This window comes from Coleofasciculus sp. F4-SAH-05 (genome assembly GCF_040222985.1).
In the GTDB taxonomy this organism is placed as follows: Bacteria; Cyanobacteriota; Cyanobacteriia; order Cyanobacteriales; family Coleofasciculaceae; genus Coleofasciculus; species Coleofasciculus chthonoplastes.
This window is the reverse complement of record NZ_JAVKBY010000254.1, coordinates 32,644-53,105: the sequence shown is the minus strand read 5'-3', so window position 1 is coordinate 53,105 and position 20,462 is coordinate 32,644. Positions and strand designations below refer to the sequence as shown.

10 protein-coding genes and 3 pseudogenes are annotated in these 20,462 nt (G+C 46.5%); 8 read left to right on the top strand and 5 right to left on the bottom strand.

Annotated features, from left to right (window positions below; all coding sequences use genetic code 11):
* The first annotated feature begins 591 nt into the window (after positions 1–591).
* Entirely contained in the window at positions 592–1,206 is a 615-nt protein-coding gene (locus RIG27_RS31145; protein WP_446350955.1) for a hypothetical protein, read from the top strand.
* A gap of 50 nt (positions 1,207–1,256) precedes the next feature.
* Here RIG27_RS31145 and RIG27_RS31140 read toward each other — a convergent pair whose 3' ends face one another.
* The 4 genes from RIG27_RS31140 to RIG27_RS31125 form a co-directional block, all read right to left on the bottom strand.
* A complete protein-coding gene (locus RIG27_RS31140; protein WP_446350954.1) occupies positions 1,257–1,859 on the bottom strand; it encodes a Uma2 family endonuclease in 603 nt (200 codons plus the stop codon).
* 42 nt (positions 1,860–1,901) lie between these two features.
* Positions 1,902–2,375, bottom strand: a complete 474-nt coding sequence (locus RIG27_RS31135; RefSeq protein WP_446346534.1) for a hypothetical protein — start codon at positions 2,373–2,375, stop codon at positions 1,902–1,904.
* A 469-nt stretch (positions 2,376–2,844) separates the two neighbouring features.
* A complete protein-coding gene (locus tag RIG27_RS31130; protein WP_446350953.1) occupies positions 2,845–4,938 on the bottom strand; it encodes a glycosyltransferase in 2,094 nt (697 codons plus the stop codon).
* A gap of 307 nt (positions 4,939–5,245) precedes the next feature.
* Positions 5,246–7,384, bottom strand: a complete 2,139-nt coding sequence (locus RIG27_RS31125; RefSeq protein ID WP_446350952.1) for an EAL domain-containing protein — start codon at positions 7,382–7,384, stop codon at positions 5,246–5,248.
* Between the two features lie 475 nt (positions 7,385–7,859).
* On the opposite strand from RIG27_RS31125, the pseudogene RIG27_RS31120 reads away from it, so the two are divergent.
* The 4 genes and pseudogenes from RIG27_RS31120 to RIG27_RS31105 form a co-directional block, all read left to right on the top strand.
* Positions 7,860–8,295 (top strand): annotated as a pseudogene (locus tag RIG27_RS31120) (GDP-mannose 4,6-dehydratase); the annotation flags it as partial.
* Between the two features lie 194 nt (positions 8,296–8,489).
* Positions 8,490–9,092, top strand: a pseudogene (locus RIG27_RS31115) (GDP-mannose 4,6-dehydratase); the annotation flags it as partial.
* A gap of 81 nt (positions 9,093–9,173) precedes the next feature.
* A pseudogene (locus RIG27_RS31110) lies at positions 9,174–9,788 on the top strand (GDP-mannose 4,6-dehydratase); the annotation flags it as partial.
* 127 nt (positions 9,789–9,915) lie between these two features.
* Complete coding sequence (locus RIG27_RS31105; protein WP_446350951.1) at positions 9,916–11,283, top strand: UDP-glucose dehydrogenase family protein; 1,368 nt, start codon at positions 9,916–9,918, stop codon at positions 11,281–11,283.
* Positions 11,284–11,515: 232 nt separating this feature from the next.
* Here the strand turns inward: RIG27_RS31105 and RIG27_RS31100 are convergent, their stop codons facing one another.
* Positions 11,516–12,115, bottom strand: a complete 600-nt coding sequence (locus tag RIG27_RS31100) for a Uma2 family endonuclease (protein WP_006104778.1) — start codon at positions 12,113–12,115, stop codon at positions 11,516–11,518.
* Positions 12,116–13,317: 1,202 nt separating this feature from the next.
* Here RIG27_RS31100 and RIG27_RS31095 point away from each other — a divergent pair.
* From RIG27_RS31095 to RIG27_RS31085, 3 genes are all read left to right on the top strand, one after another.
* Complete coding sequence (locus RIG27_RS31095) at positions 13,318–16,455, top strand: hypothetical protein (RefSeq protein WP_446350950.1); 3,138 nt, start codon at positions 13,318–13,320, stop codon at positions 16,453–16,455.
* Between the two features lie 129 nt (positions 16,456–16,584).
* Positions 16,585–18,873: a tetratricopeptide repeat protein gene (locus RIG27_RS31090; protein WP_446350949.1), complete on the top strand. Its 2,289-nt coding sequence runs from the start codon at positions 16,585–16,587 to the stop codon at positions 18,871–18,873.
* Positions 18,874–18,988: 115 nt separating this feature from the next.
* Positions 18,989–20,380, top strand: coding sequence for a glycosyl hydrolase family 8 (locus tag RIG27_RS31085; RefSeq protein WP_446350948.1), 1,392 nt, complete (start codon positions 18,989–18,991; stop codon positions 20,378–20,380).
* The last annotated feature ends 82 nt before the right edge of the window (positions 20,381–20,462 follow it).

The window sequence follows — 20,462 nt, the reverse complement described above, 5'->3', positions numbered from 1 at the left end:
GTAGCGGTAAAAAACCTTGCAATGCAAGCCTAAAAGCAGCATCTCCCTCATCTCCCTCATCTCCCCCTCACCACTCACTCTGGCCACCAGGTCTCGTGCAACACCGGGTCTTCCGCGAACCCAGCATCGACCAGGAGATCCCTCCAATCGATCTTAGCCAATTTGATCGCGTTCCGTAGTTCCGCTAGGTCGCCCTGGCTGACTTTGAGCGCGGCAGTACAGATTCTCTCACAAAGACGGGTATAGGCATACCCACTCCCGACCTCTATTTGCTCGAGGAGCCGAGTAGCTTCATCGGCATCTTCCGGAGCGAAGAGCGTCGCGAGACGCCGGATCGTGTTTGGACTAAGGTTGCTCATCTCTTCATCAAACTAACTTATAATTTTACCGGATTTTTGGTATAGTATTAGCAATTGAGAACCGCTAGACTCTCCCCGAATCGCTGTCTCTGGCAACACATACTCGACAGTTACATCCTCCGTATGACGCATGATTAAAGCAGCATTGCCCACCAGAATACGAGGAGTGTGCCATTCACTCTAAGCTAAAGCCCTCACCCTTCGGTATATTTGTTAACCAGGAAGGCGCGAAATGTCGTCAAATGCCAAAAAGCGAAAGAAAAAAAACTTTGCTAGCTTTAATACCACAGAAGCTTACAAGCAATTAAGCATCAGTGAATTATTACCCTGGAATATTGATAGTAAACCTATTACACCCAGTCCCTTTTTCCAAGAACGCTGGGCTAGATTACAATGTTTTGATTTACAAAAGTATGAAGAATCTAAAAAAATAGTGATTGATGCAATTTGCGAAGAAGCTATCCAACCCTATAAAAAACTAAAAATATGGAAAGGGGCGGCTCTAGACTCTGATATAACTACAGGAAATGTTGATTATTTAATTACTGAACGTAAGGCTTATATTGAAGCTCCTTATCTCTGTATTGTTGAAGCCAAAAAGGATAACTTTGAGCAAGGATTAGCTCAGTGTTTAGTAGAAATGCAAGCCTGTTCCTGGCAAAATCGCCAACGCGAGCAGGAGATTGATGTGTTTGGAATCGTTACCAATGGAGATGGTTGGCGGTTTTATAAATTAACAACTGAAGGTGAGGTGTATGAAACATTACTCTATGGAATTGCTCATCTCGACGAGATTTTAGGGTTGCTGCGCTATATTTTTCAGCGATGTGAACAAAATTTGCATTAAGATAGGATGTTGGATTGTATTGCAACCGCCACAACGGTTAGGACAGTCAATCACCAAATTTTTGCCATCCGCAAGACAAATCCTGGTAGCACTGGCTCACCGCTGACTGTTTCAGGATTCTCCAAGATTTCCGGTTCTTGATTGGGGCGGTAAATATAAACGTTTCGGTTTTTGCGGTCGATCAACAAGCCGAGTAATGTACCATTGTCAATATATTCCTGCATTTTGTTTCGCAATCCACTAAGGGTATCGCTCTGAGAACGTAACTCAATTACGAAATCTGGACAAATCGGTGCAAAAGAGGCTTTTTGTTCCTCACTTAAGGCATCCCAGCGCTCTAGTTTAATCCATGAACCATCAGGGGAGCGGATTGCTCCATTGGGTAAGGTAAAGCCAGCGCTGGAGTCAAACACTTCACCCGTACCATCTTGTTCTGCCCAATTCCCCAACTGTAGGGCAATTTTCATGTTGCGATTCCCTGTATCTGAAAAGGCTGGTGGCATAATAATCACTTCCCCACTGGCAGTACGCTCGATTCTCAAATCGCGATTGGCTAGACAGAATTCGTAGAATTGTTCAACACTAATCGATTTAAGAGCAGGAAAATTCACCGTCAGGGGGACACTTTGGGTTTGAATTAGCAGCGTCGTCATTATTTTTCCTCAGTTGCTTGCTTCCATCTCAAAACTTAAATATTAGCGCGATCGCATTTCTTTTCTTTTTTCTTCTGGGAGGTTCGCGGGTTTGATGGTTAAAGCGACAGGTGCAATATCGGAGGAATCCTCAATCCAATCATCCAATTGGTGCAACAACGCTACCGCTACTGCTGCGGCTTCCCCCCGCTTCCCTGCCATCCGGAAAGTACCAGAAACAACACTCGGTAAACTCGCTTCAGCCAGTATCTCGCGATCGCGCCAGAGTTGATAATTCGATTCATCACCAATCAGCGAGTACAGTTGATCTACATCGGGTGAGGTAGAAGGCTCCCAACCGGGGGGCAAATAATCAGGAAGACATTCCAGCATCCTTGCTTCATTGACGCGAACGCCAATACGCACCCCATAACTGATAAATGAGAATTCTGCCTCCCACTTGAGGCAATCCAATTCAAGTGAATCAGAGTTCTCTTCACTTGGTTGATTCAGACTCGCCAAGGTTAAACTTGGCATGGCAAGGTTGTCATCGGATAGAAGTCCATTGGATGCGATCAAATGGATGCGATCAAAAGCAACGACGACCGAAAGGATTCAAAATATACAATTGCTAATTAGCTTACCGTTTTGAGCCACTTTGTCAAGTCAAAATAAAAAAAATCATGTTAATCGCCAAAAAGCTCAACAGCACAGACAGGAACTGGCTCAAAACTATAACTTGGTTAATCTGAGGCAACGTCTCCTTACTCGCCATCAATACCCAATGAGTTGATATCAAGTGCGTCTTTTGACTGACGCAGGACTTATGCAGCTACACCACATATCGTGGCAAAGGTGCGTTACGCTACGCTAACACACCCTACACATAGAGGTTTTGCGTAAGTCCAATGACGAAAACTTTAACGGAGCCATATTGCGTTGGCTGATCAGACGATTGCCCGGACTTGATGTAGTCAGCCTGAAGAATATGAAAATCAGATTCTTTTTATTCCTTTTTCTTTATTGCTGTCTCTGGCAACACATACTCGACAGTTACATCCTCCGTATTACGCAGGATTAAAGCCCGATTCCTACTGTTTGCTAAATCAAGGTTTCTCAGCGAAGACCCTACTACATTTTCCAAAAGGATACTGCCAACAGCAGATATATTTTCCGTTGAGTTGGGTAATTTTTTCCGGAGTGTAAATCCACTTAAATGTATATCCTGAATCCGATTCTGACGAGAATCCACTTTTTCGATTAGGGGTCGCATGACTAGAACGGCTTCTGTATCGGGTTTACTAATATGCGCTTGTAAAATCGTTCGCCGCATCCCTTGCCCTTTAATAATTGTGTGACTGCGATTAATTTCAATGGGATGAAACAAGTCAATTTCACCAATGGGTAAATTAATCTGTACTGGGTCTTCACCAGACAGACGATTAATTAACGCCTGGAGGGATTTGGCATCATCTTTACCATCATTGGGAATAATTCCATGATCAATCGCTTCAATAATTTGAGGGGGAACCGATTGACTCATCGCCCAGCTACTGTTTGACCATAAACCTACCACATCTTGTAAGGGACTGAGCAGGCTGGCAAACCAACATAAAATAACCACAAAACCAAATAACTGGGAGACATAAAGAAAACGAGACACACTTACTTTAACCAACCGTTCCCAACCCGATCCGGCGGCGGAGATACTTTGATTCCCTCGGTTTGACCACTTTTGTTGAGCAAGGTTCATCTGAGTCCAGATTTTGATAATACAGGAACTCCACTGGGCAATTAAAAAGACAGGTAAATGAATCGGTTTAAGTCGAGATTGTCGTCCCAAAAAAATGATGGTTAAAATGATCGGTCGAGTACAAAGAATCCAACAGAGAATCAGTCCAGCGGCTAACCAATACCCTTGCACTAAACAAATTGATAACGAACCGGGAGTGATTAGAGTTGTCCAGTAACTAATCCGTTGATCCAGGAGACAATACCACATAAACCATCCCGCCTTACCTGGACCCAATCCGATCGCGCGATCGCTGTTCCGCAGCATATTCCCATACCAGCGGCGCATATTCTGGTAAGCGCGATCAACTAATGACCCAGAAATCGTCTCAATGGAATAGACAATCACATCCGGGATATAAAGCATATCGTAACCTCGGCGCAGTAGCCAATACCACGTCGTTTTATCGTCGCCAGAGAGGAATTTAAACTGTCCCCACAACCAATCATCCAACGTATCCAGTTCTAACTGATCCGCAAATGTAGGATGCAGCGCCGCCTCCGCCCGAAATAGGGAAAAGCGTCCCGTCAAACACATCACTTTTTGCGACAGGGACACAGAACACATTTGATAATGACGCTGGGATAGGCGTAAATGGAACCACTCAGAAAACAGATACGATCCCTCAACAATCGGTAATTCATCCGTCGTCAGCGCCCCCATTTTGGGAAAGAGGCGAAAAAATGGCAAACAGCGACGTAAGGTTCCAGGCGTCAGTTCAGAATCGCCATCCATTAAACCAACAACGGCATTTTGGGGTAGATTTAAACGCGCTAATTCTCGTAATCCATCCGCCATGGCTTTGCGCTTCCCTTCCCCGGTTTGTACCATTTGGATTAGGCGAATACAACTGAGTTCAGGATCAACGGATTTAAGTACCTTTAAAATGGCAGCATTTTCCTGATCACTGCTACTGGTAACCAAAAGTGTCAGAGGGTGAGAGAGGCTTTGGGCTTCTTGGGCGATTACCCGAAAGACTCGTTCCGTGATCCAGGGTTTTTCCTTATAGGTAGGGACTAATAAACAAACAGGCGGTAACTTATCCAGGGGAATGCGATCGGCTTGTTTGCGCCACCGGGGAAAAACCCAGTGTAGGTAAATCCGAGAACGAATCACTTGCAGCGCCCACCATGACCATCGCCAAATGCCGATCAGCCCCATACTAATTAAACCAGATATGCCTAATAGGTCTAATTGTTCTGGGTTACGCAGCAAGTAAAAGCCAATAAAACCGAAGGCGGAAAGACACAGCAGGGCGAACCAATTGAGATAGGACGAGATATTTTGCCAACGAAATAATCGAGTCATAGAGTTTTTGAATGTAGAGACGTGCCATGGCGCGTCTTGAATTATTTGTAGGGGCGGGTTTGACGACTATCATTTGTCACCTCACCCAGATGTAACTAAACCCGCCCCGACCAAGAGAGATTACAGTTATCATGTTTTACCTCACAAAAGATGTAACTAAACCAGGACTTACGCAGCCAAACCATATATATTGGTTAAGGTGCGTTACGCTACGCTAACACACCCTACCTATAGATCCTTTGCCTAAGTCCTATAAACTTGCAATCAAGGGAATACAGATAAAAAAAATTGAGATATAAATCCCAATTCAACGATTACCAAAAAGTTTCTTCGGAAACGTTAGCCTCACCGCTTGTCCCAATCCACAGAACTGTTGGGAATTCTCATGTTGCGGCGGCGGTGGAATTTGTACTGTAATCCGCGTCAACGGTTGTCCCACCAATTTAGGCGGAATCGCAGGCTGTAGGGCTTGAACCTGGGTCAACTTATTAAGTTGTTGCAGGTTACTAATTGGCTGAATTAAGTCAATTTCGCCCTTGACTGTTTGGGCATAACCTGCTAGTCCTACAGTCACGGGTTTATCGGTATTGATTGAACTGGCTTGTTCAGCGCTAACCACGGTTTCTACCCACAGGTTATTGCAATCGAGTAGCGTCACTATCGGTTCTAACTGATTAACTTGTTCACCTTGTTCTCGTTCCGCTGTGTAGACAACACCCGCAAAAGGCGCTGACACGTTTTGCACTTTCCGTTCGCTTTGCAGTTGTTTGAGATCATTAACCAGAGAAGGGGCATTTTTTTGTAGAGACTGGCTGTTATTTAGCTGCTGCTTGAGTTTAGCCAATTGAGCTTCCATCGTATTCACCACCACCGATTGCTGTTGAATCGTCTGCTGCAAACTAATCCGTTGATCGGACAGAACCCCGCCCATAATATTATTGCGATTACTGCGAGCAATACCCGCTTGGGCAGCATTGACCGCCTTTTGCGTCCCATCCAAGACAGATTGGGCTTGCTGGACTTCTGCTTGTGCCGATTGCCAGACTAAGCGCAACTGATCCGTTTCCTGTTCGGATACACCTCCTGCTTCTAATAACTTTTGATACCGTTGATAATCTAATTGGGCAGCTTCAGCTTTTGCCTGTGCCGCTTGAACCACAGCTTGCTGTTCCTTAATCGACTCTAAGCCCAGTTCTACATCCACTTGGCGCACGGCTTGGTCTCGACGTTCAAGTTGCTGTAACTGAGTTTTCAGTAATGCTAGGGACTGTTTTGCCGATGCTAGCTGAGTTGCATTCACCTGAATTTGCCCTTGTAATTCGAGACTTTCAAGCTGATTGCGGATTTGTTCTTGGTCTTGGGCGCGTTCTAGGCGGAGTAGGGCTTCTTGTTCTTGGGGACTGGGTTCTTGGCTAATCCGGGCGAGAAGTTGTCCTGATTTCACAACCACCCCTGGCTGGGCGTAAAATGCTTGAATATTTCCCGTGGTTGGCGCTTGTAGCCGCACAATTCGCCCGTTAATCGTGCTACCGTCTACAACTAAGTGACTGAGGCGATAGCCAATGGAGGCAATCCCCACACCAACTGCCCCTAATCCCAGCACCACAAACCCAGTTCCCACCAGGAAACGCCAGGATTGAGTAGATTTTTGGACTTCAGCCGTGGGTGAATCCTGTTCCTCCTCTGGGCGAACCAATTCCGTCCAATCGGGTGCTGGACTAGGGGTTTTAAGATGGTGTCCTTGTACTAAGTCAATCCCGACTTCTTCCACCAGTGAGAGGGTAACCGCATCGCTGACAAATTTAGCCGCCACCTGACTCAGCGCCTGAATGCCTTCGAGAATGGCTTTGGTTAAGACACGACTACTCGGTTCTGTTTTTAAGCGTTGGATGAGTTGACCATCAACTTTAACCAGATCAACCGCCAGTTGTTGACATTGAAACAATGTTAATTCGCGACTGGCAAAGTTATCCAGAACGATCGCACAACCGAGACTTTTGAGTTCGCGGACAAATGCCCGAATTGTGGGAAAATCTTTGGCGATGGTTGATTCGGTTAGCTCAAAACTTAGTTGCTTCGGGTCAACTCCTGATTGATCCAGAAGTGTTTGAATATATTCGATTAGTTCAAAGTTATTTAATCCCTCTCCCGAAAGATTAATCGACAGGCATCGATCCGGCTGTTCCGCTAAGAGTTCTATTCCCTTGCGAATAACGGCGCGATCAGCCTTTTGCAGTTGTCCGGTATCCGACAACGTGGGTAAGAATTCCTGGGGTAAGTGCAGATTTCCGGCTTCGTCTCGCCAACGCAGAAGTATTTCATTGTGTAATACAGCACCCGTCGCCGTTTGATAAACGGGCTGAAACCACAGTTCTAATTTCCCGGTACTGAACGTATCCATTTGAGCGAGGACAGACTCTGGCGAGTGTAAGGTCTCTAGCAGCATAAATTAAGTTCAAGCAGGTAGATACAAATCAAGCACCGAATTAATATCTCTGACGGAAAAATTGCCATAAAATTCCCCTCAGAAACCTCCCAGCAACGTTGTGCCAGGTTACAGCCTCACTTCGATCCGTGAGGGTCGAGCGACAACCTTCGAGCCAAAATAAATTTGGCAGTTTTGTTAGCGAATCAGCTAAAACTCTTGAGGTATGGCACGTCAACGCTCAAATCCTGCACCCTAAACCGCGTTGGTTTGCCTAAGATCTAGTTGTGTTAAGAAAGTTCAACTAATATCATAACCACAGGCAAGAGCGATTGTCAGGGGTTGGGCGTTGAATTTGTCTCAATTTCACGTCCTGAAAGGAATTAAGCGATTTTAAGCATGGCGAAGACTTGCCAGTATGGGTTTCAATGTAACATGGTAGAGCTTGATACTTTACCGCACTAAGCTTACGCGATCGCTCTATTCGGAAAAACCTATGAGAATTCTAGTTACAGGTGGTGCTGGTTTTATTGGTTCCCATCTCGTTGATCGGTTAATGGAAGCAGGTCATGAAGTTCTCTGTCTGGATAACTTCTATACTGGCACCAAGCGAAATATCGTCAAATGGCTGAATCATCCCTACTTTGAACTGATCCGCCACGATATTACCGAACCGATTCGCGTCGAGGTTGACCAAATTTACCATCTAGCTTGTCCAGCTTCGCCCATACACTATCAGTACAATCCTGTCAAGACGATTAAAACCAATGTTATGGGTACCCTCTATATGTTGGGGTTAGCCAAGCGGGTAGGGGCGAGATTTTTATTAGCTTCAACCTCGGAAGTGTATGGTGATCCGGAAGTTCATCCTCAACCCGAAGAATACCGAGGAAATGTTAATCCAATTGGACCGCGCAGTTGTTACGACGCTGAAACTGAAATTTTAACGGAAAATGGCTGGGTTCCTTTTCCCCAATTACAGCCAGGGGTGCGAGTGGCGACTCTTAATCCCGATAATCAAGTCGAGTATCACGTCCCGGACGAGTATATTGTGCAGCCTTACGTGGGTAATTTGCTCCGGTTTGCCAATGCTAAATTCGATCTGTGTGTAACGCCAAATCACTGGATGTATGTACGCAGTAAAACCGGAAAATTGCAATTTTTGCGTGCGGATGAAGACCGACATTGGCATTCTTGGCGTGTCCCTACCGGGGGTGAGTTTCAGGGAGAAGAACCAGAATGGTTTGAACTGGGAACTGCACCGAAAAATGCCAAGGTGAGAGTCGAGCGAATTCGGATGGATGATTGGTTAGAATTCCTCGGTTACTACATTTCTGAAGGCTGCGTTCATGTCCGACGACGAGGGCGGGTTGTTGGTGGACGTGACTATGAGGTGGCTGACTATAACATTTTGATTGCCCAAGAAAATCCAGAGGGTCGAGCTAAAATAACCCACTGTTTAAACAACCTCGGCTTTAAGTTTTTCTCATCAGATGACCACCAATTCCGGATTTGTAGTAAACAACTGGCGGAGATTTTATGTCCTCTGGGTAAGTCGGGTGAGAAATATATTCCGCGCCAGTTTTTCTCGTTATCCAAGCGTCAGTCGCTGATTTTGTTTAAGGCATTAATCATGGGAGATGGTTCCCAGCGCGGAGATGGCTATGTTTATTACACGAAATCAAAACAACTGGCTGATGATGTCCAAGAGTTAGCCATGCGTTGCGGTTATGCGGCGTCTGTTGTGTCTCATGCTGTGGGTCGTGATTTATATCGGGTGAATATTCGACCTATAAAAGACGCTCATTTAATCACCCCAGAGCCATTTCGATATGCTGGCAATGTTTACTGCGTTAATGTGCAGAATCATGTGGTGTGTGTGCGTCGCCATGGACGAGTCGCGTTTTGCGGGAACTGTTACGACGAGGGGAAACGAGTGGCGGAAACGTTGGCGTTTGATTACCATCTGCAAAACGGTGTGGACATTCGGGTGGCTCGTATTTTTAATACCTACGGCTCTCGGATGCTGGAAAATGATGGGCGAGTTGTAAGTAATTTTGTGGTGCAAGCGCTTAAAGGTGAATCGTTAACGGTGTATGGTAAGGGTTCACAAACGCGCAGTTTCTGTTATGTATCGGATTTAGTAGAAGGATTAATTCGGTTGATGAATAATGAACATACCGGACCGATTAATCTGGGGAATCCGGATGAGTATACGATTTTACAATTGGCGCAGGCGGTGCAAAATATGGTGAATCCGGATTCAGAAATTATCTTTCAGGATTTACCGCAAGATGACCCGCAACGTCGCCGTCCGGATATTACGAAAGCGAAGACGTTACTGGGTTGGCAACCGACTATACCTTTACAGGAGGGGTTAAAAACGACAATAGAGGATTTCCGCGCGCGATCGCTTAACGGCTGAAGGGTATTCCCTTGTTTCCAGTTAAGCGACTACAGTATTAACTCATAGGGGCATAGGGGCTTACTAGGACACGAATCAATCCGCTAGATAGCCCTGAGTCCTACCATCTACCAGAGAGGATCAGCTCATGCGCGTTTGTGTTATTGGTACTGGATATGTTGGCTTAGTAACCGGGGTGTGCTTAGCCCATATCGGACACCATGTTATTTGTGTGGATAACAATGAGGACAAAGTCAAATTAATGAAATCTGGGCAGTCGCCCATCTATGAACCGGGATTATCGGAACTGATGCAAGCTTGCAGTGATGCGGGCAGTTTGGAGTTTACCTCGGATTTGGCGAGGGGTGTCGATCATGGCGAAATTCTGTTTATTGCGGTGGGAACGCCAGCATTACCCAATGGTGAAAGTGATACTCGCTATGTGGAAGCCGTAGCCCGTGGGATCGGCAATCACCTGAATGGGGGCTATAAGGTGATTGTGAATAAGTCAACGGTGCCAATTGGTTCTGGGGATTGGGTACGAATGATTGTCATGGATGGTGTCGCTGATCACCAAAAGTCCTCTGGAGGTACGACGTCAGACACAAGTGTTGAGTTTGATGTGGTGAGTAATCCGGAGTTTTTGCGGGAAGGATCAGCGATTTATGATACCTTTAACCCCGATCGCATCGTGTTGGGGAGTAATAGCGATCGCGCTATTTCCATGATGCAGGAACTCTATGCGCCAATCGTTAAGCGGGAACCGGCTGAAGATAAATCCCTCCCCCCGGTTCCGGTGGTGGTGACGGATTTGAGTTCAGCGGAAATGGTGAAATATGCCTCCAATTCCTTTTTAGCTACCAAAATTAGCTTCATTAACGAAATCGCCAATATCTGCGATCGCGTGGGCGCGGATGTGACTCAAGTCGCCCAAGGCATTGGTTTAGATACTCGCATTGGTGGTAAATTCCTGCAAGCTGGGATTGGTTGGGGCGGTTCCTGTTTTCCGAAGGATGTCTCGGCGTTGATTCATACGGCGGATGATTATGGGTTCGATGCTCAACTGTTGAAAGCAGCGGTGAGTGTCAATCATCGTCAGCGCTTAATTGCTGTGGAAAAACTCCAGCAAGAACTTAAAATCCTCAAAGGGAAAACAGTGGGATTGTTGGGATTAACCTTTAAGCCGGATACGGATGATATGCGCGATGCTCCCGCACTGATTCTGATTGAAAATCTCAATCGGTTGGGCGCAAAAGTGAAGGCTTATGATCCGATTATTTCATCGAGTGGGATGAGTCACGGTCTATCTGGTGTGCAGGTGGAAGGTGATCCCGATCGCTTGGCAGATGGCTGTGACGCTTTGGTATTAGTCACCGACTGGGAACAATTCCAGAGTCTGGATTATGGCAAGATGGCGAAGCTGATGCATAATCCCGTGCTTATTGATGGTCGTAACTTTCTCGATCCTAACGTGCTAGAAGACGCTGGGTTCCGCTATGTCGGAGTTGGGCGTTAATTTTTCTAAGTGTTGATTGATAGGGGTGGGTTTGGTTGTTTCCCTTCGCGTGACATCCTCCAGCACTCTAATCGCAGATTAGAGTGCTGGGTTATAAGTAGGTGGACATAATTAACGTGAACGGTGAAGAACTCGCGAGAGCGAGAAGCAAGCTACGTCATTCGTCATTTGTCATTCGTCCTTCGTCCTTTGTAAGTGTAAGGGTTTGATATCATGTCCGCCGAAATAACCCTTAAAAATTAATGCGACGATAGATTTCAGACAGGGGAACTTCTATGTTTAAACTGTGCAGGACGATCACCTGCTCAAGGTTAGAGTACACTTGCCACAGCCAGCGATCATTACTGCTAGGCTCAAGATTATGATACTGCTCAATGTAGGGTTCAGCTTGGCTCACCAGCAGATATTCACAAAAACTAGCAAGAGAACGATATTTTCTGAACTTTTCACCTCGATCATAGGCTTCCGTAGAAGGCGATAGAACTTCGACAATCAGGAAAGGATTGAGAATTTCATCATTGCGCTCACCATTGAACTCTGGGAAGCCATTAACCACCATCAAATCAGTATAAGTCCCACACTGATATTCAGGAATCCAAACTCGCAAGTCGCTGTTATACAAACGAAAATCGGTATCTCTGAGCAAAAACCCCAAGTAAATTAATAAGTTGCTAGCGATCGCACTATGGGCTTCAGAACCTCCCGACATTGTAATAATCTCTCCGTTGCGGTATTCATGACGTTCCGGGTGGGTTTCTTCCATCGCCCGATACTCGTCTAGCGTGAGGCGAGTTGTTCCTACATCTGGGGAACTGGTTTGAGCAAAGACCACAATCAGACCTCTTGAATCATTACATCCTTACCTCTAATCTAAAACGATTGAACGCACCCCAGCTAATCCAGCTCTCGGACAAAAGACATGGCAGTATCGACAACGAGAGTGTGATAAATCGGCGTAAGTAAAATGAAAATGGCTAGCCCCCTGCTCTGCGAGAGCTTCTTTAAGCTGAAGTTCCCCCCGTCCAGATGTACTAAGTAGTCTGACAAAAGTAAAGTTAACGGTGGAGATTAGGCAACAGGCAACAGGCAACAGTAAGGGTTTGAGGCTTGTTAACATTTCTTAGTAAAGTGAACAGAATTGTATGTTCAGATACTTACACCCAGGCTAAAGCCTTATCCCCTGATTCCCCTTGGCAAATTCTTTCAATATGTTAAAACTGAGAAGTTAAGGCGTAGTTGTAGAGGAATGCTCACTTGCCACTCCAATTCCCCAAAGGTTATGGAGGCTCTCTTAACGGACGCATTAAACTAGATAGGGACTGGTGATTCATCCCGCGCTGAATGAAAAATTACAGCCTAGGGAACCTATCGCCAGATGAGCTAAAAATTACTCAGGGGTGCAATTTTCGCTCTAAGAGCGAAAAATTTGTGAAAATACGGTCTACGAAATGAGTACCCATTCGGTAAAGTCAAAGTATCTGCATCTGTTATAGTGTTGCACTCGCCAACACCGTTAGCTGATTGAACTTTTGATCAAAGGAGGTTGATGAGAACGCGATCGCTGTTTCGGCAACGAGCGCAGGAATAGTCACTCAAGGCTTCGGGCGCTCAATGTCTTGTACCTTTGGGTGAAATTACTAGGGGACGGATTCAGGCTTTGCCCAAACCGTTCTATTTACAGCTAAACGTTTCTCGAATTAACTCCCTTAAATTGTTTAGTCAACTATCATTGACTCGGCAAAATTTCCGGGTGAGGATTAGTTCGTAGGTGAACGGTTGCGGCAAGAGTACCCTAAAAAATATGGTGGGAATTGACCTATCAATTTTCTGGAATTCAGACGTAACCGAGTGGTTTTAGCTAAAGCAGGTGGATGTTTATAACCAAAAAGCGTCACTGGCTATCCTCCATTATCTATTAAGACAAGATTCAACCTTCATTCAACCAAGGTTATATGAATCGCCAAGGACTAAGTCCTTTGCTAAAGTGGCGACAGGGTGCAGGGCAAACATCAATCGGTCAAACCAACTCCGGTAATGAACTTAATAGTCCCTGATTCTCAACGATTCGGCTTGCTTAAGCCGCTGCTATGGATTAATCTGCTTAGTATTGGATCACTTATCGTTTTCTGGACGCTAGGATTACTTGAAATTAAACCCGCTCAGGCGACTCTACCTGACTCAGAAGTCGCCAATCAGCAAGATATTGGACAAGAAAAACCGTCCGGTGATTTCCAATTATCTCTGAATCAAGCCGATCGCTTGCATAAACCTGGTTCTGAGCTAAACCAACATCCAGATCCAGCGCCCGTTTCTGCCCAAAGGGTGGAGCATGTCTCAAGACGAGATACTGCTGGCTCGACAAGCCTGAATTCTAACCCTTCAGTCGTAGCCCTTGAACCTAATGCTATTGCGGCGAAAATTGATGAAACCCTTGACCAAACCGTTCCAGCCAGACACGAGGAACGACAAAATAACGACAATAATCCCGCCTCCATCGATAGGGCAAAAGATAGCGGAACAGGGAGAACAGAAGACGTAGAAACTAGAGCGTATTCCAACCGTATTGCTTCCCCCATCCCCAATCCCCCGATTCAAGCTAGTCTATCAACTCAGTCGGGTTTATTCGAACTAGCTTTAAACTCTGCTCACCAACCCTTAGCTATTGAGGAAGAACCGTTTATTCCCGAATTTTCCTCTGATCACAATTGTCACGATTCAACCCCCTGTAACCAACCCCTTACCACTGAAACCTCAGTCCGGTTTAGGGATACCTTCGAGGTGAAGGTGGCGCAGCTTCCAACTCTGTTCCAAAATTCATCTCCCCTCCCTGTACCGACAAACTCGATTCCTCTGGGTTCTACGGGATCTAACTCAGGACAGCTTCCCGCCTTTCCCACGGTTATTTCACCGAATGTTCAACCCCAGGGCGTGAATCCCTACACCCAAACTTGGGGACAGCCCTCTTCGTTTACTCAAACACCTAATACTATCCCTACGGCCGGTACTGGGGCGGCGATGAGTCCTAACTCCTACACCCCAACCTGGGGACAGTCCCTGTCTGGAACCCAAACGCCTACGGTTATCCCCATGCCCAATGCGGGGGCGGCTATGGGTAATAATCTTTACAATCAACCTGGGGGACAATCCTCTTCTTTTGTCACCCAAACGCCTAATCTTATCCCTATGCCCGGTGCTGGGACAGCAGGTGTCAATCCCTACAACCAACCGGGAGGACAACCCTCTTATATTGTCCCCACTCCTAACTTTATTCCTGTGTCAACTCAGGGTTTTCCTGGAGGAGTCAATCCTTACAATCCAGGGGGACAAGTCCCTTATCTGCCTCAAACCGTAATCTTGGTTCCTGTCCAAACCATGGGAATGCCTCTAGGGGGTAATCCCTACAACCCAGGGGGAGGACAAGTTCCTTATTTGCCTCAAACCTTTATCCTTGTGCCAGTACAACCCATGGGAGTTCCCATGGGGGGAAATCCTTATAACGTGGGCGGGGGGCAGGTTGCTTACATTCCCCAAATGTCCCAAGTTGGCTTAACGGTACCGACTCAGATTCCAGTTGGGTTTAATCCCTATAATCCTGGTGGCGGACAGTTTTCCTACTTACCTCAAAACCAAGCCGTTTTACCTGCACCGATTAATCCAAATCCCCAAAATTTTAACGGTTATAATTCGGGTAGCGGACAGGTTTCCTATTTACCGCAAAACCAAGCCGTTTTACCTGCACCAATTAATCCAAATCCCCAAAATTTTAACGGTTATAATCCGGGTAGCGGACAGGTTTCCTATTTACCGCAAAACCAAGCCGTTTTACCTGCACCAATTAATCCAAATCCCCCAAATTTTAACGGTTATAATCCGGGTAGCGGACAGGTTTCCTATTTACCGCAAAACCAAGCCCCCTTACCTGCACCAATTAACCCAAATTCACCAAATTTTAACGGCTATAATCCAGCGACAGGACAGGTTTATGCCCAGCCGCAAACCCAAGCCGCACTACCTCCAATGGTTAATCCCACGGTCAATCCGTCCAATGGGATGAATACAGTGGCACAGTCTCCTTTCGGATCACCCAATCCAGTCGTTGTACCCGGTACAGCTAACCCAACATTACCTCCCCCCATTCCCATTACTCCGCCAACATTAAGACGACCTCAGTCCAATCCATCCTCCTCTCTGCTACGCAGCACAGCCTTACGAGATCCTTCCTTAGCATTCCAAGGAAGCTATGTGGTACAGGGCGACTCTTCTGTGGCGCGGGCGCGGTTGGCTGGTGTCTATCCTCTAACTCCGAAAGCGCTATTTGCTGCCACGTTAGATTTAACTAGCGAAGATAGTGGTTTAGCTGATTCTCCCAACCAGGGATTAAACATTAATGAACTCTATTTTTCTACCGCTCCGTTTACCGATTTACCGAATTTGCGCTTTGTACTCGGTCAACTCGATTTAACGTCTTACTTTGATCGCAATAGCTTTGCTAAAGATGGGGTCACCCATTTCTTTAATCCGGTTTTTCAAACCAATCCAGCCTTAAGTGCCACCGGAATTTCTTCTCGTCCCGGCGTCTTGGTTAATTGGACATTGACCGACACTATTGAAGCCAAAGCAGCGGCGTTTTCATCATCGGGAAGTATTGGTGATTTTGCCTTAGATGGATTTGCCGGTGAAGTGGGTTTACGTTATGGCAATGGCATTATTCGCGGCACTTATGCCACCAATCGCGATGCGGGTTCAGAAACAGGATTTAACGAAATTTTCTCCATCGCACGCGGGGACAATAATGTGGGACTGGAAGAAGATGATCGGGAAGAGGCGTATGGTCTCAATGCTGAATACTTTATCCCTGATTGGAATATGGGCATCTTTGGTCGCTATGGTCGGTATATCAACCGAGAAATAGACGAAGCGGCGACGACCTATAGTTTTGGTGTGAGCTTTTTGGATGTATTTACCCAAAATGATCGCCTAGGATTAGGCTATGGGCAAGAATTATCGAATAACCAAGGAGAAGAAGATCCCGACGTTTTAGAACTATTCTATGATTTCCGATTCTTACCCAATCTCCGTCTAGGATTTACCATCCAGCAACGCAATAACTTCTCCGAAACCGATGTCGGTGTCCGCTTAAAAACTGAATTTGATGTGATTCCTATCGATTGAACAGAGCCGGGGTAGATGGGGGAGATGGGGGAGATGGGGGAGATGGGGGAGATGAGGGAGATGGGGGAGAGAATTTACATAAGACGAATGACAAATGACAAATGACAAATGACGAATGACGAATGACAAATGACTAAACTCATTGGATTAGGATTAGCTGGATTAGCCATTAGCGCACCGATGGTGTACACCATCCCGGCTGTTTATGCCCAAACCGTACCCACAGCCGTTCGCGAAGCCTTTTCACTGCTGAGTCAAGGACGAGTCCAAGACGCGATCGCGGCATTTGAAGCAGCGGTACGGCGCTATCCGGATTCCTTGGATGCCAAGTTAGGGTTAGCGATCGCTCATCGACGACAGGGGAATCTTGACCAAGCCTGGAATGCTTATCAACAAGTATTGGCACAAGATCCCACCAATGCATTAGCCTTAAAATCAGTGGGTCTATTCGGAACCTATCGATCCGAATGGCAGGTTCAGGGAATCGAAGCCCTCACCACATTACTGAATCTCAATCCCAACGATATCGAAGCCCGGGCGTTGCGAGCCCAACTCTACGGTTTTCAACAACAATTTGCCGAAGCCTTAGCGGACTATCAAATTGTCCTACAAGGAAATCCCCCACCCAATATTTTGCTGGGGGCGGCGGAAACCTTTACCAATAGCGGTAACCCCGAACGGGGATTGGAACTGTTTAACCGTTACCTGGCGACAGGAGGACAAATTACTGGGTATCCCGCCCTCGCTTATGCCAGCGCCTTACAAGAAACCGGGAATCCGGCGGCGGCTGTCCAGATTCTGGAAGGACAACTGCGATCGCCCCAACTCCTCTCTGATCAACAATTGGCGATTTTTACCCGAACGGCTTTATCCCAAGCCTATCTCGCCAATCAACAGCCCACTGACGCCTTAAATATCTTAACCCCCCTACAAGGCAATCCTAGTGCAACATTACCCTTAGCACGAGCGCTGAATGAGATTCGCAATCAGACAGGGAACCAAGCCCTGACTCAACAAGTTGCGAATTTATATAATCAGGCGCTCAATCAAACCCCCAACCCCGAACCCAAACTTTTACGGGAAATTGCTGACGTATTTAGCGGATTACCCAACCAACAGCAAACCGCTTTGAATCTCTATCGACAACTCATCAGCTTACAACCCAATGACCGCACTCTCTTAGTCAAACAAGTCGCCTTGGAACGGGAACTGGGGTTAATTTCCGAAGCCGAACTCAAAGCCCGTCTATTAAGCGCCCTGCAACCGCTCCCGGCTGATCCTAGTCAACGCCAACTCATCGCCCAAGCTTTAGCCGGGATTGAACCCCCAGGACCGGAATTATTACCTATTTACACCAATCTCCTCCAATCTGGTGTCAATGTTCCCTTCTTAAATTTCCGCATCGCCCAGATTTTGTTAGAAAACGATAACCTTGCTGGAGCAAGACAGGCGTTAGCTGCTTATACAGCTACCCCCGCAGGTGCGGAAGACTTAGCCCCCCAATTGTTAGCCGCAGAAATTGAGCGTCGGGAAGGAAACTTAGAAGCCAGCGCCCAGCGTTATCAGGCTTTAATTACCAGTAATCCAGCCGAACGAGATCTTCTCAACGCGGCGATACGGGGATTGGCAAATATACGACTACAACAAAATCGTCCCACAGAAGCCCTGGCTGTATTTGATCAGTTAATTGCCCGTAATCCCCAGGACACAACACTGCAACTCGCCCGCGCTAACCTAGCATATCAGGCGGATCTGATTTCAGAATCCCAAGCCCAAGGGGTTCTCAATTACTGGCTACAGACTCAACCCGCTACCAATGCACCGCCAGAACTATTTACTCTGGTGGGAGCATTACCGCCATCTCCTGAACGGGAGGCACTTTATAACAGACTGCTTCAGCTTGATCCAACGAATCTGCCTGTACAAATTCGCTCAATTCAGCTTATCGCCCAACGCAGTCCCGAACAAGCCAGAGTTAGAGTCGCGCAATTAGTCGCCCGTGATCCCACCAACATCCGCAACTACTTTTTACAAGGACAAATTGGTCAAGCGATCGATGATTTAGAACTCGCTGAACAAGCCTATCAGTTAATTTTATCTGCCCAACCCGATAATCAAGAGGCATTATCCGCCCTAGCTGGGGTTCGATTCCGACAGCGCCGATTAGATGAAGCCAGAAATCTCTATTCTCAAGCCTTAGCCCTTGACCCTAATAATCAAGGAATTCGTCAAGCAATGATTGGACTGAAACGAGTTCAAGATGATCAACTAGAAGCCTTAGCGGATTTAGAAACCATGCAAGTTGAACAATTGCAACAAGGAGGAACGTTAGATCCAGAACTATCGACTCAAATGCAACAAATTCGGGAAGACTTTTTACAACGACGAGGATTTCAACCCCCATGGGAACGGTTCTAGTGTGCGCGTATGTAGGGGCGGGTTTTACCGATAACCTTGAGACTCAAACCACTCACTTAACTCGCACCCGCCCCGCCTAAATGACATAAGACGAATGACGTGAGGGGAATGACAAATGACAAATGACAAAGGACAAATCGATTTAGGGGGAAACTTGCCCAGGGTTCTTAAACGCTGGGTTCGTAGTAGGCACTTTAGCAGAAGAAGCGCTAAAGCGCTGACTACAAGCATGACTATAAGCGCTATGTTACTGCTGTTGAATCTCACCAGTTGTGTATCCATAAAATTCTCCGAACCTGAACCACCGGAAGCCTCGGTTTCCCCTTCTCCCTCTCCAGTAACGGCTTCCCCCGTGGCTGATTTTCCCGTTTTATCCCCATCGCCGCCTATCCAGGATATACTCGAACAAAGCTGGGTCATCTACAGACAACAATTTATTCAAGAAGACGGACGAGTAATCGACTACGAAGCGAGCGATCGCTCTACTTCAGAGGGACAAGCCTACGCTATGCTCAGGGCTGTATTGATTAATGACCCAAACACATTTGCCCTCACCTTAGACTGGGCAGAAGCGAACCTGCATCGACTCTCAGAAACTGGCGAACCTGAAGACAATCTTTGGGTTTGGCTGTGGGGTCAAGATGATCAGGAAAATTGGGGTGCCATTGATCGAAATTTTGCCAGCGATGCTGATATTGATGCGATTACCGCATTAATTTGGGCATCCCGCCGCTGGAATCGCCCAGACTACCTAGAGTTAGCGCGAATCAAGCTGCGCGATTTGTGGGACTACTCCACCATCGCTGGACCCGATGGCAAGCGTTATCTCCTTCCTGGACCCAAGCAAGCCTTTGTTCCCTCACCATCAACGCTTTATCTCAATCCCTCCTATCTCGCCCCTTATGCGTTTCGCCTGTTTGCTCAGGTTGATCCCGAACGAGACTGGCTGAGTTTGATAGATAGTAGCTACTACGTCTTAGAAAACTCCTCAAAAGTTTCGGCGGTTGGGTTACCGAGTGACTGGATTGCTTTGGATTTACAGACCAATCAATTTCAGTCCATACCCCCACAGAGCAAACTGAAAAGCGTCTATAGCTTTGATGCGTATCGCGTCTGGTGGCGAGTCGCTTGGGATGCCGAATGGTTTCAATCAACGGAGGCACTCAATTACCTGAAAACAGCAACCCAATACCTTGAAGATCAATGGCAATCGTCTTCTCGCTTGCCAGCTCGCATTAACCTCGATGGAGAATCATTAGTTAAATACGATGCCACCTCCCAATATGCCATGCTTTATATCGCTATGCGCTTAATTAATCCGGCTCTAGCTGAACAACTATTAGAGAGTAAACTTGTACCCCAATACAATCAGGGAATTTGGGATGATGAATCTGCCTACTATACTCAAAACTTAGCCTGGCTCGCCCTTGTATCACCTGACCTGGTAATGAATTCCGAATTTTTCCAATCCCAGCAGCAGTTTTCCAGAAATGCAATAAGGAAATGATACAGAGGTCAATCTCCTCTGTCAAGGCTTTAAACCATTAAGAATTTATTCGTAACCCGAATAATCGCATCTTATATCAGGG